Here is a 14041-nt window from a genome sequence, read left to right on the forward strand (position 1 = left end):
CCTCCCCTCCAAACGAACCGAAGGAATCGAGCATGGCGTCCCTCCCGAATGCCGTCCCTCGCCCGTCGCAGACGACGCAATCGCAGGCGTCAAAGGGCGGCCTCGACCTGCCGCGGCGGGCGCTCCTCCTCGGTGCCGGGGCCACCGCCGCCGCTTTATGCGCTGGCGCGACGCCGGCGCTGGCCGCGGGCGAAGGCAGGCTGGGGCGGGCCGGCATCGATCGCTCATGCCGCGTGAGCGCCGCGCGGCTGGATGCTCAGGTCGCCAAGGCCTTTCCCCTGTTCAACAAGCCCACCGTCCTGCCGTCCTTTGACGCGCAAAAGGACGGGGCGCGCTTTGATGTCGATCTTCACCGCATCGTCACGCATACGGTGGTCCCTGAGACCGGCGAGAGGCTGAAGATCAGCGGTCTACTGGCTGTACCTGCCGGCATCAAGGGCGAACTGCCTCTCGTGTCCTGGCAGCACGGCACAATCTTGTCGTTCGATCAAGTGCCTTCTAACCTCACGCGTCTCGCCGACCCGGCGTATGAATTGACCGACGCGGCGGACTCGCTTGAAACGCTCTTCGATGTTCAGCGATTCGCGGGGCGCGGCTATGCCGTCATAGCAGCCGATTACGTCGGCAAGGGACCGTTCCGCGACGGCCGCGGCGAAGGCTACGCGGTCAAAGGCGTAAGCGTCAGCACCTGCATCGACATTCTTGCAGCGGGACAGGACGCGATGCGATCGTTGGGCCACAGGTCATCCAAGCTTTTCCTGCATGGCTGGTCGCAGGGCGCACTCAACACACAATGGCTGCATCAGGCATTACGGGCAAAATCCCGCCCGATCGCGGCGACCGCCGTAGCCAGCCCGTTCAATGACCTCAACGAAGCCTGGAGTTTCTGGGCCGGTTTTCAGACATTCGCCTTGCCTAGGGGCGTGACGTCCTATCCGGCGCTGCCGAACTGGATATCGCTGTGCATGATCGTTGCCCTGGGCAGCTATGAGCTTCAGTACAAATTGACTGGGCTTCTGCGGAGCGCGGTCCGGCCGGAATTCCAGGATATGGCTCTCAACTACTGGAAGGACTATCAGACCGACTTCGACCCAAACAAGGCGTTCCCCGCCGGTTCAGACCTGTTGGTTCCGGAGTTCTTCGATCACGCGACCGACGATCGCAACAGCGCCTTCCTTAGGCACCTGGCAGCCAATCGCGCCTCCTACTGGAACTACGACGCACCGATCCGCTTCCACTACGGCCTGGCGGACGAGGCAATCCATCCTGCGATGGTTTTCCGCGCACTGGCTGCAGGCGGCAGGTTTGCGAGCGGGGTTCCGGTTGCGGGCGGCAGTCACCGCGCGACGTTTCTCGCGGGTCTCTACGGCGACGCATCAACGCTTCGCGGCTCAGACAATTTGTTGAAGTGGTTCCACACCTACCTTGAGTGATCGAAAGGGAAACCCACCCATCTGCGCGCTATTCTGCGCCACAGCCCTCGCGCCGTATGAGGCTGCTGTACATGGACTAAGTCGGATCGTACATTCAGGATTCCCAAATGTGAAAAAGCGTCCAAGATCGACCCCTCCACCGCTCTTTAGATCAATGGCTTAGCCCACCGATCGGCTTCGGGACGCTGCGCCGATTTACACCAGAAGCCAAAAGACGCGTTTCGCGGCCCCTCGGTCGAAATTCTGTGTGCGGACCACTTGGGTAAGGATGCTCCGTTCCTACTGTATTCGCCTGATAGCCGCGGCACCGTTCCATGCTAACGAAATCGCAAGTGTCTTTTGTGACAGAAAATATGCTGAACAGAGACTACCGAGTCCCTGGAAGCCCTTGGCTTGTCACGCCCTGATACCCTGGAAGAGGACCGTCTCATGAAGAAGCTTCGCGCCATCGGCCCGATCGTCTGCGCCGCGATCACGTTCGTGAGTGTTGTCGCCAATGCCTGCACCCGCTTTATCTATGAGACGGGGAACAAAACCTTCGTCGTCGGTCGCTCGATGGATTGGATGGAAGACCCCAAAACCGACCTGTGGGCTTTTCCCCAGGGCATGAAGCGTGATGGCGGCCTGGGGCAGGGTTCCATGAGCTGGACGTCGAAATATGGTTCTGTGATCGCATCTTTCTATAATGTCGCCACTGTCGAAGGCATGAATTCCGCCGGCCTCGTTGCCAACACACTCTATCTTGTCGAGACGGATTACGGGGATGCCAAGACTGCGGGCAAGCCGCTCATGTCGGTCGGCGCTTGGACGCAATATGTGCTAGATAACTTCGCAACCGTAGCCGACGCCGTGGAGGCGCTCTCCAAGGAACCCTTTGCCGTTGTCGCACCGGCGCTTCCCGATGGCAGTGCGGCGGGTGGACATCTCTCTCTGGCGGATGCCACGGGCGATAGCGCGATCTTCGAATATCTGAATGGCAAGCTCGTTATTCACCATAGCCCGAAATACACGGTGATGACGAACTCGCCGACCTTCGATCAGCAATTGGCGATCGCGACCTATTGGAAGAATATCGACGGCCTGTCTTTCCTGCCGGGAACAATCAATTCCTCTGATCGCTTTGTGCGGACAAGCTGGGCTCTCAACGCCGCGCCTAAGGAGAAAGACAATCGCCTGGCAATTGCCACATCCTTCTCACTGATCCGTAGCATCTCGGTGCCGCTCGGCCTCACCGAAGCAGGGAAACCAAATATTGCCGGCACCATCTGGCGGTCGGTCTCCGATATCAGCACCAAGCGATACTACTTTGAATCTTCCTATAATCCGTCGATCTTCTGGGTTGATCTCGATAAACTTAAGCTCTCGGCTGGTTCGAAGCCCAGCCGCCTCGATCTCACCGGCCGTCCAATCTATGCGGGCGAAGTATCGGACAAGTTCGTCGCGACCGAACCTTTCAAGTTCCTGTCGCAGTAACAGAGGACGCCAAGCGTATCGCAACTGCGGCGCGAGATGCGCAGCCTTGTGGAATTTGGGAGCAGCTTGGCTGTTGGATCGATAGGTTCATCGTGTGCAGCATTAGAGGGCTATAGCGTAGACATAGCGCTCATCATCGTCGTTCGTCGCCCGCCGGCCACTTGAAATCCTTGAACGTCTTGCCCATAGGTCTTTGATTTCTCTAGAATGACACACAAACCCACTCACCCCGCCTCGTCGACCGTCATCCTCATCGTGCTCGGCATGCTCTCGGCCTTCGCGCCGATGGCGACGGACCTCTATCTGCCCGGATTCCACCTGCTCGCCGTCTCCTTCGGCGTTGGTGACGACAGCATTCAGAACACGCTCTCGGTCTTCTTCCTCGGGCTCGCCGTCGGCCAGGCCTTCTACGGCCCGCTCATTGACCGATGGGGGCGGCGTCTGCCACTGCTCGTCGGCATCGGCCTCTATGTCGCGATGACGATCGTCTGCCTCGGCACCTCCGATATTCACGTCTTCACGGTGGCCCGCTTTCTCCAAGCCGTCGGCGGATGTGCCGGCATGATCGTGGGGCGTGCGATCGTCAATGATCTTTTCGAGGAACGCGACAGTGCCAAGGCCCTGTCGTTGCTGATGATCGTCATGACCGTCGGCCCCATCGTCGCCCCGACGATCGGCGGCCTGATCCTCGCCGTGGCGAACTGGCGCTTCCTCTTCGTCCTCATCCTGCTGTTCGGGCTGGCCTGCGGCGCGTTGACGATCGTCTTCCTGCCTGAAACGCTACCGAAGGAGAAGCGTAAGACCTCGGGCCTGGGCAGCGCCTTCAGCGACTACTGGCGACTTCTCCGCTGCCCGGCGTTCCTGGTGCCGACCCTCGTTGGCGGCCTGGCGCAGGCGAGCCTGTTTGCCTTCATCGGCGGCTCCTCCTTCGTCTTCATCCAAAAATACGGTGTGAGCGAACAGACCTTCGGCTATCTCTTCGGCGCCATCTCTTTCGGATTGATCGTCGCGGCCCAGGCCAATCGCATGATGCTCGAATGGTGGAACACGCGGACGCTGCTGTCCTGGTCCCTGGCGTTCAATCTCGTCTCGGGCCTCGTGCTGCTCTCCGTCGCCGCGACGGGCCACCTGTTCTGGTTGGTCGCCGCCCTCTGGGTTACCATGGCCTCGGTCGCCGTCATCGGATCGAATTCCGCCGCTGTCGCCATGACCGAGGCCGGCGTGGAGTCAGGCAGCGGCTCCGCCCTGATCGGCGTGCTGCAATTCGGCTTGGCCTTCGCTGCGAGCAGTGTCGTCGCCGCCCTCCAGAACGGCACCGCCTATCCGATGACCGGCGTCATCTTCGCCTGCGGTCTTCTCGCCACCGCGACCTGGATGCTCGGCCGACGCCTCGCGGCGACGGAGAACGAAACCGCAGCGCTTCGTTAACAAAGAACCCGAGCCACCTCAGTCGGCATCTCTTTGGAGATTGGGAGCGTGCGGGAGTGTCGGTGTTGCCCCGCGATCCCGAAATCGACATGTGCGCCCGCACGGCCGCGGGGCAGCGAAATACTCAAACGGAGCAGATTCCTTCAGGGTCTTCCCCGGCAACGGACATTTACCCGATTCCTGGGATGGTTCAGCGCCCGGCTATTCAGGGCAACCGTGACATCGGAAAATTGTCGCCCGCGGGGTTCGACATTGTGCTTGCCGAGGCATTGGATCGCGTCTCTCGCGATCAGGCGATGTGGCGACACTGTTCAAGCATCTGCGTTTCGCCGGCGTGCAGATCGTCACTCTGGCTGAAGGCGAAATCTCTGAGCTTCATGTCGGCCTCAAAGGAACGATGAATGCCCTGTTCCGGAAGGACCTCGCTGCTAAGACCCATCGCGGTTTGCGCGGCCGGTTGGACCTTAGGCGAGTCCCAGCAAGCGCGCTCAAATCCCCCACATAGTAACGTCTGAGCGGTCGCCGTTCGCGTTAAGAAATGCCGCAACGAAATCGCAACGAATTGGGTGAAACGACCGTGAACAAAACGAGACGGAAACACTTGTCGCAACGAGAGAAATAAACAGCTTAGAGGAAGTTAACTGCGTTCGGGACGTAGGGACTGTCCGCTTCAGACGGCCACCATCGCGAATGTCGGTATCGGTGGTTGCGCCTCCCCGATTTGAACCTATCGCGCTCCTGGGGCGGCTCTCAGCGAGGATCAGACTGAATCCAGATTACTGTAAAGGCTTGGTAGCTAATGTGTTGCGTTCTTGCGCTCGCTCGCGTCATCAGGCTTCTGAAATAGATCCGTCATCAGGTTCCGACAGCCATGTGCAGATGTGCACTCAGCGTCGGACACGAGATTGCTCTTCATCCGCTATGGTTTGGACGACGTGCAGATCCATTTCTGTGTGAGGTGATAAACGTGCCACCTCAGACGCCACCTTCGCCCAATGCCAGAATTCGGCCATGTTACCTGCGCTTCGACTGCGAGCCGCTAGACGTTGCGCCGCGTAGTAGGTGCCGGGCTCATCGTCGACAAGCAGTATGCGCGCATCGGCTTGGTACCGCCGCCGAATGGTGCGTCTCTTTTCAAGCCAAGTAGCTAAGGTCTGAAACATCTGCTTGGTTCTCGAGAAAATCACAACCTGCTGTTGCGTAGAATTGGCCGTCAAGCTGCTCTACGGTTTTGCTCCCTGTTGAGCAGGCCGGTGACGAACTTGTCCCATTTCTTCATGCCAGTACGCTTCTCCGGCATGTAGTTCCAGCGGTCGTAGTTCTTGGAGCTGACATCATGCAGTGCGTGATTTTGCAGCCGATCCCTGATTTCCTTCGAAAGACCAGCCTTGCCGGCGAGCGTTTTCCAGGTGCGGCGCAAATCCCTGTTGGCAACAACCGGGATCACACCGCGGTCAGGTTGCCGCCAGATGAAGCTGTAAAGTGTATTGTGGCTGACGGGCTTGGTGGGATCCATCGCCGATGGAAAGAACCAGCCATGGGCGTTGGGCTTGATCGAATCGATCAGCTCGGCTGCTAACATGGGGACGGGAATGGCATGCGGCGTGCTATTCTTTGTTTTCGACCAGTCGATGATGCGTTCATCCGCATCCCATTGATCGACATGAAGGCGAGCAATCTCCTCGACGCGCTGTCCCGTCAGCATCAGAAGGCGGACGGCGCGGGTATAAGGCGGATGCACCGGAGTATCCGGACATTCGAGCCAGCGATATAGCTGGACGAATTCGTCCTCATCCAGCCAGCGCGTTCCGATATTCTTCGGTTCGGTAGGGATGCCTGCTGCGGGATTATAGACGAGTTGAAAGCGGCGAGGGGAGGCGTTCCGATAATCGTGTTCGGACTTCATGCCCCAACCATAGGCTGAGCGGATGTAACTGCGGACATGGTCCGCCATGACACGAGCGCCTCGGTCGCAGATGGGGCGAATGACCTCCGCGACCTCGTCAGGCTCTATCCCGCGGGCAAGGCGGTTGCGCCCAAGCGTGTCGGCGACTTTGTTCAAGCCTTTCTCAACATCAATCCACGAAGGTTTGCCGTTATCTTTCAAATACTGCACGTAGGCTTCGAACAGATCGGCGACGGTGCCTGGACGCGTATCCGTAGCAATCTTGATGCTACGACCTTTCTGGATCAGATCAGCATAGTCGCGCTTAAAGACCTCACGGACTTGCGCGAGCGACATCGACGGATAGTTGCCGAGTTTCGCCTTCGTGCGTTTCCCGTCGCGCCATTGCTGGGCCATCCACTCGGCCGTGACGCGCTTGGGCATTGCCTTCAGCACAAGCACGAGTCGACCGGTCCCGCGACCTTCGCCATCCGCAAGACTTTCCTGCTTCCCGGATTTCTCCACGCGCTTGATAGCTTGGCGAACGGCTCCGTCGGTGAGGCTGGGCATGACGAACTCTTGTGAAGTTGGGGGCGGTATAGTCTCGGCGATTGGGGACAGTAGTGCTTTCGATCGACAAGAACAGCCCCCAATACGCCAAGCTCCGTCCCCAGTGCGCAAGGATAAAAAGATCAATGATTCAATGTAATTGAACGTGATCGATCGTGACTTTGAAGAGCGAGATGGGTGGTTGTGCACCATGATGATCGCGGTGGCGGAGAGCTCCAGGGCACGCTTCACCACCTCGCGGGGATAGACCGGCGTGTGGTCGACGGTGCCGACCTGCTGCACCTCGTCGGATATCGGCTGGTTGCGCTTGTCGAGAAACAGGACGCGGAACTGTTCCTTGTCGGCGAAGGCCATGGCGGTGCGGCAATAGTCGATCACCGTGGCCCATGACGACAGCACCGTGCGCTGTTTCAACTGGCCCCTGGCGACGCGGCTGGCGGCTGCGGCGATCAGCTTGATCTCGATGATGGTGGATTCGCCGAGACCGGCAATTTCACGCAACCGGGCCTCCGGCGCGTGGACCGCCTCGGCAAACGAGCCGAACTTGCCGATCAGCGCCTTGGCCAGCGGCTTGACGTCGCGCCGCGGCAGCGCCCGGAACAGCACCATCTCCATCAGTTCATAGTCGCTGAGCGCGTCGGCGCCGGCGCCGCGAAAACGCTCACGCAAGCGCTCGCGATGGCCGTGATAATGCGGTGCTTCGTCGAGTCCGGGGAGGGCGGCGCTAGGCTGCTTGGCATCTGCGGGCATGGACGCAACGGGGTCGGTGAACGGTGCCCGTCAGCATGCCGTGCCCGGCAGCTTTTGCAACTACGAATTGCCGCGATTGACCATTGTCCGTCATGGTGAGGAGGCGCCTTGTGGTGCCCTCTCGAACCTTGGGACGTGACAGCCATCCTTCGAGACGCGCGCAAGGGCGCGCTCCTCAGGATGAGGACGGAGAGATCAGGCCGCGGACGGCGGCTGTTCGTTGTGCCGCTTCGACAAGGTGAATATCTCGACGCCGGTGGCGGTGACGCCGACGGTGTGTTCGAACTGCGCGGACAGCGAGCGGTCGCGGGTCACCGCAGTCCAGCCGTCGGACAGGATCTTCACATGCGGCTTGCCGAGATTGATCATCGGCTCGATGGTGAACAGCATGCCGGGCTTCAGCGGGACGCCTTCGCCGGGACGGCCGACATGGATGATGTTCGGCTCGTCGTGGAACATGCGGCCGAGACCGTGGCCGCAGAAATCACGCACCACGCTCATCTGCTGCGGTTCGACGAAGCTCTGGATGGCATGGCCGATATCGCCGGTGGTGGCGCCCGGCTTCACCGCGGCGATGCCGCGCATCAGGGATTCGTAGGTCACCTCGATCAGCCGTTCGGCCTTCCGGGCGATCGGCCCGATGGCGTACATCCGGCTGGAATCGCCGTACCAGCCGTCGACGATGAAGGTGACATCGACGTTGACGATGTCGCCTTCCTTCAGCACGCGGTCGCCGGGCATGCCATGGCAGACAACGTGGTTGATCGAGATGCAGGTGGAGTAGCGGTAGCCGCGATACATCAGGGTCGCCGGATAGGCGCCGTGGCTGAAGGCGAATTCGCGGACGAAAATGTCGATCTGCGAGGTCAGGACGCCGGGCTTGACCACATCGGTCAGTTCGTCGAGGCATAGCGATGTCAGTGCGCCCGCCTTGCGCATGGCGGCAAAGGCGCCGGGACCGTGCAGCTTGATCTGCCCGGTTTTGCGCAGGGATGCTTCGGAAGCTTCGACGTAGCTCATAGGATGATTTGCCGGGGAATGAATGACTGGACCCAATTTAGTGATCGGGGCGGTCAGCGCAAGCCGGAGTTGCCCTGCGGACGCCCGATAGCCGGCTTTTGCGACTCGATCGGCACAGATTCGGCCAGAAACAGCCCGTCATGGGCGATCCTGCAGGTGTAGGCGATCGCCTCGACCCCAGTGGCGCGCGCGGCGTCGAACGCCCGGCCATAGGCCGGATCGATGTCGCGGGCCAGGGCGAAGGCCGTAGAAGAGCCGATCTGGATCACGAACAGCATCACCGCGCGGGCACCGGCCGCCGCGACGATGGCCAGTTCGTCGAGGTGGCGGGCGCCGCGGGCGGTCACCGAGTCCGGGAACTCGGCAAGGCCGGGCCGGCGCATCATGTGGACGTTCTTGACCTCGACATAGCAGGGCGGCCGCGTCGGGTCCTCAAGCAGGAAATCGACCCGGGAGGCTTCACCATATTTTACCTCGCGGCGGATGCTGGCGTAGCCGGCAAGTTCCGGGATGGCGCCTCCGGCCAGCGCCTCTGCCACGATGGCGTTGGGGTGCATGGTGTTGACCCCGACCAGTTCGGCGCCGCCGCCGAAATCGACCTCGATCAGCTCCCACGAATACGGCAGCTTGCGCGTGACGCTCGGCGACTTCGATAGCCAGACGCGGGCGCCCGGCGCCTGCAGGCCCATCATGGCGCCGGGATTGGCGACATGCACGGTGAGCTGTGTGCCATCGGCCAGCTCGACGTCGGCGAGGAAACGCTTGTAGCGCCGCAGCAGCGTTGCGGGGATCAGTTCGGCCGCAAATCGCATGCGCTCAACTCTGGACTTCGACGGTGGTCTCCACCGGCAGCGCGCCGCCGCGAATGCGGATCTCGCGCACCGGATAGGGGACGCGGATTCCCTCGCGCTTGAACGCGTCCCACAGGGCCAGCATCACGTCGCTTTTCACCGCGTCCATGCCGTCCGGATCGGCGATCCAGAACGTCAGCGAGAATTTCATGCCGGCCTCGGCGAATTCGGTGAGCAGGCAGTTCGGCGGCTTCGGCTTTGTCGCGCGCGGCGACGCCGCAGCGATATCGATGGCGAGCTGGCAGACCAGCCGCGGATCGGCGTCGTAATTGGTGCCGAAATTGACTTTCACCAGCGTGTTCTTGTCGGTGTAGGTCCAGTTCACCACCTTCTGGGTGATCAGGTCCTCGTTGGGAATCAGGAATTCGCGGCCGTCGCCGGCGGCGACCGAGATGTAGCGCGTGTTCATCGCGCTGATCCGGCCGGAGCTGTCGCCGATGGTGACGAGGTCGCCGGGCTTCACCGACTTGTCGGCCAGCAGGATGACTCCGCTGATGAAATTGGCGACGATCTTCTGCAGACCGAAACCGATGCCGACGCCGATCGCGCCGGAGAAGATCGCCAGTGCCGACAGGTTGATGCCCACGGCGCTCATGACCATGGTGATGGCCAGCAGCATCAACGCCAGCCTGACCATCTTGACCAGCAGCACCTGGATCGACGGCGTCAGGTCACGCGACTGGCGGATCCGGACTTCGAGGAAGTTGCTGGTCAGGTTCGACAGCCACAGCGCCACCGCGAGCAAGACGCCGAGCTTGATCAGCAGCAGCGGGGTCAGCCGCAGGCCGCCGAGATCGATCGCCACCGAATCCAGCGCGTCGATGGTCGGGCCGAGCTGGCCGACAATGCTGAGCGCGGCCACCAGCCAGGCCGATATGGCGACAAGGCGGACGATGAACTCGTTGCGGATGACGCTGGTGACCAGGCGAATGATCAGCCAGGCCAGCGCCAGCTTGGCGGAGATCACCAGAAGGTAGCTGCGGCTGGGCCAGGTCGCGCTGACCATCACGACGCGCGCCACCGCCATCAGCAGGGCGAACACCACGGTCGAGGCGCAGCCGATGAAGACCCGCATGAAAAGGCGCAGCGGAGCCGGCCACCCCATGGCCAGCGAGGTGGTGTCGAGCCGGGCGCGCACGCCCGCACCCACGGCGAAGGCGATCCCGGCGCCGGCCAGCATCAGGCCGAGCTGCATGTAGAACCAAGGCGACGCGATCTCCGCACCGAGGGAGCGACCGAGCGCCAGCACGAATTCATGGATGTCGGTCAGGTCAAACATCGTCGACGTCTCGTCTCCTGCGGGGGGGCGGGGCCCGTGTCGCATATTTGATTCGAATACCGCGCAGGTTCACACAAGCACCGTGGCTGCGCCATCTGTGTAGCGTCCCATGGGCAGGAATAGCAGTGAATCGGGTGCTTTGACGTGCCTGTCAGAAAACGTTTGGCGGCAATGGGTGACGGCGATAAGGATGCAACTGCAGCTATTTGCGAAGACGGAGCCTTATGGCCTCACTTGATTCAGTCAGCATTGCCATCCTGCTCGGCGCGGTCCTGGTCATGGCCGGTATCCTGTCGAGCCTGCTGGCGCTGCGCTTCGGCGCCCCCCTGCTGCTGATGTTCCTGCTCATCGGCATGCTGGCCGGTGACTCCGGCCCGGGCCAGCCGCGGTTTGACGATGTGCGCCTGACCTATCTGGTGGGCTCGGTGTCGCTGGCGCTGATCCTGTTCGACGGCGGATTGAAAACCCGGTTTCAGAGCATTCGCACCGTACTGGCGCCGTCGATGCTGCTGGCGACCGTCGGCGTGCTGCTGACAGCGCTGATCACCGCGCCGGTGGCCAAATATGCGCTCGACCTCAACTGGGTCGAGGCACTGCTGGTGGGCGCCGTCGTCGCCTCAACCGACGCTGCCGCGGTTTTCCTGCTGGTCCACGCGCAGGGGCTGCGCCTGCGCCCGCGCGTCGGTGCCACGCTGGAAGTGGAATCCGGCACCAACGATCCGTTCGCGGTATTTCTCACCCTGGCGCTGGTGAAGCTGATTTCCGTGGGCGGCACGTCGATCTGGCACGTGGCCATGGAATTCAGCCAGGAGGTAGCGCTCGGCGCCCTGATCGGTGTGGTCGGCGGCCGCCTCGTGGTGCTGGCGCTGAACCGGGTCGCATTGCCGCAGGGGCTCCATGCCCCCTTCGTCTGCACCGCGGCGCTGGTGATCTTCGGGATGTCGCAGATCGCCCATGCCTCTGGATTTCTCGCGGTCTATCTCGCCGGCATCATCATCGGCAACCGGCCGACCCGCGCGCATAATTCGGTGGTGGCGTTTCTCGATGCCGCCACCTGGCTGGCGCAGATCGTGATGTTCGTGCTGCTCGGCCTGCTGGTGTCGCCGCAGCGCCTGCTCGGCAGTATGCTGCCGGCGGTCGGGGTGGCGCTGGTGCTGATGCTGGTGGCGCGTCCGGTCGCGGTGTTCCTGTGCCTCGCGCCGTTCCGCTTCAACTGGCGTGAGAAGATGTTCGTGGCCTGGGTCGGGCTGCGCGGTGCGGTGGCGATCTTTCTGGCGTCGATCCCGATGCTGGTCGAATTGCCCAAGGCCTATCTGTATTTCGACGTCGCCTTCGTCGTGGTTATCATCTCGCTGTTGCTGCAGGGCTGGACGCTGGCCTTCGCCGCGCGGAAACTCCACGTGGCGCTGCCGCGCACCGACAAGGGGCCGCGGCGCATCGAGCTCGATCTGCCCGGCCAGCTCGAACAGCAGCCGGTCGGCTATGCAGTGCGGCCGAAGAGTCTGTATCTGAAGCGTGGGCTGATCCCGTCCTGGTCGAAGCCGACTCTCGTCATCCGCGATCAGCGCATCCTGTCGCCCGCCGAGGCCGAGCCGGTCGCTGCCGGCGACTACATCTATCTCCTGGCTCCGCCGGAAAAGGCGGAGTCACTGGATCGCTTCTTCGTCGACATGCCGCCGAGCACAGCGCCAGACCCGCATCTGCTTGGCGATTTCATGGTGCTGGGCGACATCACGCTGGGCGACTTGGCCAACATCTACGGCGTCTCGGTGGATCCCGATCAGGCCGCGCTGACGCTGGCGGATTATTTCGATGTGCATCTCGACCACGCGCCCACTGTAGGCGCCACGCTGCCGCTCGACACTATCGTGCTGGTGGCGCGCAGCCTCGGCGGCGGCCGCGTCAATGTGGTCGGACTACGGCTGCCGGAGGACGAAGTGCCCGCGGTCAGGCTGACGCCGGGCGGCAAGCTGAAGCGCAAGACGGCCGCGATCTGGGCGTCGCTGGCAGGCTACTGAGCGCGCCTGCGCTACTCACGGCGCCGCAAGCACTTGGCGGCATGCGGGCGGCAGTTCTGCCAGCGTCATCGGCGGCTTCGGTTTGGGCGGCGTGGCCGGCTGCCTGGGATGCAGCACGGAGTCGCTGAACCAGTAGGCGAAATCGCTGGCGGCGCAGCCTTCGCTGTCGGTCGGCGGCGGCTGCGGCTCGCAGGCTGTGCTGCCCAGCGGACATTTGATGCGGACATGGAAATGATAGTCGTGGCCGTACATCGGACGGACTTTCGACAGCCGGCTGCGGTCACCCTTGGCTTCGCGGCACAGCGCCTTCTTGATGGCGGCGTTGACGAAGATGCGCTCCACGCTCGGCTCCTGCGCCGCGGCGCGGATCACCGACAGATGACTCGGCGTCCACGCGGCGGGATCGATATCGAGCCGGTCGCGGCGGACCATCATCACCGCCGACATCTCTTCGCGCTCGTTGCGCGACAGTCTCCGGTTCGGCATCGGCGTCAGCCAGATGTCGGCATCGAGGCCGACCTGGTGGCTGGCGTGGCCGGTGATCATCGGGCCGCCGCGCGGCTGCGACATGTCGCCGACCAGCAGGCCCGGCCAGCCGGCCACCTTGTGCGCCCTGGCGGACAGTCGTTCCAGCAGCGCCACCATGTCGGGATGCGCCCAGTTGCGGTTGCGCGACAGCCGCATCACCTGCCAGGTGTCGCCATTGATCGGCAGCGCCTCGGCGCCGGCGATGCAGCCCTTGGCATAAAAACCGATCGCCTGGGTCGGCAGCCGGGCCGGCAACACCTTGCGGCCGAACAGCTCCTTGGCGCCGATGTGCGGATCGTTGGGGTTGGCCAGCGGCGGCAATGGCTTTGGATCGACGCTGCCCTTGTCCTGCGCCATCGCGCCATGGGCCAGCATGGGCGACATCAGCAGCAAGGCGAAAATCAGCCGTGTGGTCATGAGCGTCACTTCATCTTTCGCAGGAGTCGGATGTGAGCAGGGCGCAGCGATTCCGACAAGAGGCGGACGCGCTTGTGCCGAATCCGTTGAAGCCACGGTTGTGAATCGTCACTCCCGTATCGGTATTGGAGTGTTCGTTAATGACTTGCTAACCACGTGCAAGATTGCCGGTAATTTTGGCCCAACTGCGCCCGGCAGTGCATTTTCCGGCGCAGGCGAGGGTCGTGTTGCTCGCGGCACGTGCTCTCTAGCGCAATAATGCGTGAATGCCTGCGCGGGTTAACAAGCCGTGAACACGGATCAAAAAGATCGCATACCAAACGTGCAAAGCTTGTGCACACGCGCGCGGCAGATGACCACGCGTGATTGCATTCGAAAGGCAAGTGATA

At 62.2% G+C, this 14041-nt stretch carries 9 protein-coding genes and 2 pseudogenes; 5 read left to right on the plus strand and 6 right to left on the minus strand.

Features of this window, described 5'->3' with window-relative positions; genetic code table 11:
- The first annotated feature begins 32 nt into the window (after nucleotides 1–32).
- The 4 genes and pseudogenes from ACUXVA_RS09450 to ACUXVA_RS09465 all read left to right on the plus strand — a co-directional run.
- Nucleotides 33–1433, plus strand: a complete 1401-nt coding sequence (locus tag ACUXVA_RS09450; protein ID WP_445491794.1) for an alpha/beta hydrolase family protein — start codon at nucleotides 33–35, stop codon at nucleotides 1431–1433.
- Nucleotides 1434–1862: 429 nt separating this feature from the next.
- Nucleotides 1863–2906, plus strand: coding sequence for a linear amide C-N hydrolase (locus ACUXVA_RS09455; RefSeq protein ID WP_265080538.1), 1044 nt, complete (start codon nucleotides 1863–1865; stop codon nucleotides 2904–2906).
- A gap of 207 nt (nucleotides 2907–3113) precedes the next feature.
- The gene (locus tag ACUXVA_RS09460; protein WP_265080537.1) at nucleotides 3114–4334 is read left to right on the plus strand and encodes a multidrug effflux MFS transporter; all 1221 of its coding nucleotides are present in this window, start codon (nucleotides 3114–3116) and stop codon (nucleotides 4332–4334) included.
- A 194-nt stretch (nucleotides 4335–4528) separates the two neighbouring features.
- A pseudogene (locus ACUXVA_RS09465) lies at nucleotides 4529–4797 on the plus strand (recombinase family protein); the annotation flags it as partial.
- A 750-nt stretch (nucleotides 4798–5547) separates the two neighbouring features.
- Here the strand turns inward: ACUXVA_RS09465 and ACUXVA_RS09470 are convergent.
- The 5 genes and pseudogenes from ACUXVA_RS09470 to ACUXVA_RS09490 form a co-directional block, all read right to left on the minus strand.
- The gene (locus tag ACUXVA_RS09470) at nucleotides 5548–6789 is read right to left on the minus strand and encodes a tyrosine-type recombinase/integrase (RefSeq protein WP_445493271.1); all 1242 of its coding nucleotides are present in this window, start codon (nucleotides 6787–6789) and stop codon (nucleotides 5548–5550) included.
- A 167-nt stretch (nucleotides 6790–6956) separates the two neighbouring features.
- Nucleotides 6957–7539, minus strand: a pseudogene (locus ACUXVA_RS09475) (JAB domain-containing protein); the annotation flags it as partial.
- A gap of 195 nt (nucleotides 7540–7734) precedes the next feature.
- Nucleotides 7735–8559, minus strand: a complete 825-nt coding sequence (map, locus tag ACUXVA_RS09480) for a type I methionyl aminopeptidase (RefSeq protein WP_265080536.1) — start codon at nucleotides 8557–8559, stop codon at nucleotides 7735–7737.
- Nucleotides 8560–8612: 53 nt separating this feature from the next.
- Complete coding sequence (sfsA, locus tag ACUXVA_RS09485) at nucleotides 8613–9371, minus strand: DNA/RNA nuclease SfsA (RefSeq protein WP_265080535.1); 759 nt, start codon at nucleotides 9369–9371, stop codon at nucleotides 8613–8615.
- Nucleotides 9372–9375: 4 nt separating this feature from the next.
- A complete protein-coding gene (locus ACUXVA_RS09490; protein ID WP_445491798.1) occupies nucleotides 9376–10689 on the minus strand; it encodes a mechanosensitive ion channel family protein in 1314 nt (437 codons plus the stop codon).
- A gap of 224 nt (nucleotides 10690–10913) precedes the next feature.
- Between ACUXVA_RS09490 and ACUXVA_RS09495 the strand changes: the two genes are divergently transcribed.
- Nucleotides 10914–12707, plus strand: a complete 1794-nt coding sequence (locus ACUXVA_RS09495) for a potassium/proton antiporter (protein ID WP_445491800.1) — start codon at nucleotides 10914–10916, stop codon at nucleotides 12705–12707.
- Between the two features lie 15 nt (nucleotides 12708–12722).
- Here the strand turns inward: ACUXVA_RS09495 and mepA are convergent, their stop codons facing one another.
- Nucleotides 12723–13652, minus strand: coding sequence for a penicillin-insensitive murein endopeptidase (gene mepA, locus ACUXVA_RS09500; protein WP_445491802.1), 930 nt, complete (start codon nucleotides 13650–13652; stop codon nucleotides 12723–12725).
- Between the last annotated feature and the right edge of the window lie 389 nt (nucleotides 13653–14041).

The sequence above is a fragment of the Rhodopseudomonas sp. RCAM05734 genome (assembly GCF_052658035.1).

Bases quoted from the DNA above. Each gene is read 5' to 3' on its own strand.
- sfsA (WP_265080535.1), bottom strand. From the start codon at position 9,371: ATGCGATTTGCGGCCGAACTGATCCCCGCAACGCTGCTGCGGCGCTAC.
- mepA (WP_445491802.1), bottom strand. From the start codon at position 13,652: ATGACCACACGGCTGATTTTCGCCTTGCTGCTGATGTCGCCCATGCTG.
- ACUXVA_RS09470 (WP_445493271.1), bottom strand. From the start codon at position 6,789: ATGCCCAGCCTCACCGACGGAGCCGTTCGCCAAGCTATCAAGCGCGTG.
- ACUXVA_RS09455 (WP_265080538.1), top strand. From the start codon at position 1,863: ATGAAGAAGCTTCGCGCCATCGGCCCGATCGTCTGCGCCGCGATCACG.
- map (WP_265080536.1), bottom strand. From the start codon at position 8,559: ATGAGCTACGTCGAAGCTTCCGAAGCATCCCTGCGCAAAACCGGGCAG.
- ACUXVA_RS09450 (WP_445491794.1), top strand. From the start codon at position 33: ATGGCGTCCCTCCCGAATGCCGTCCCTCGCCCGTCGCAGACGACGCAA.
- ACUXVA_RS09490 (WP_445491798.1), bottom strand. From the start codon at position 10,689: ATGTTTGACCTGACCGACATCCATGAATTCGTGCTGGCGCTCGGTCGC.
- ACUXVA_RS09495 (WP_445491800.1), top strand. From the start codon at position 10,914: ATGGCCTCACTTGATTCAGTCAGCATTGCCATCCTGCTCGGCGCGGTC.
- ACUXVA_RS09460 (WP_265080537.1), top strand. From the start codon at position 3,114: ATGACACACAAACCCACTCACCCCGCCTCGTCGACCGTCATCCTCATC.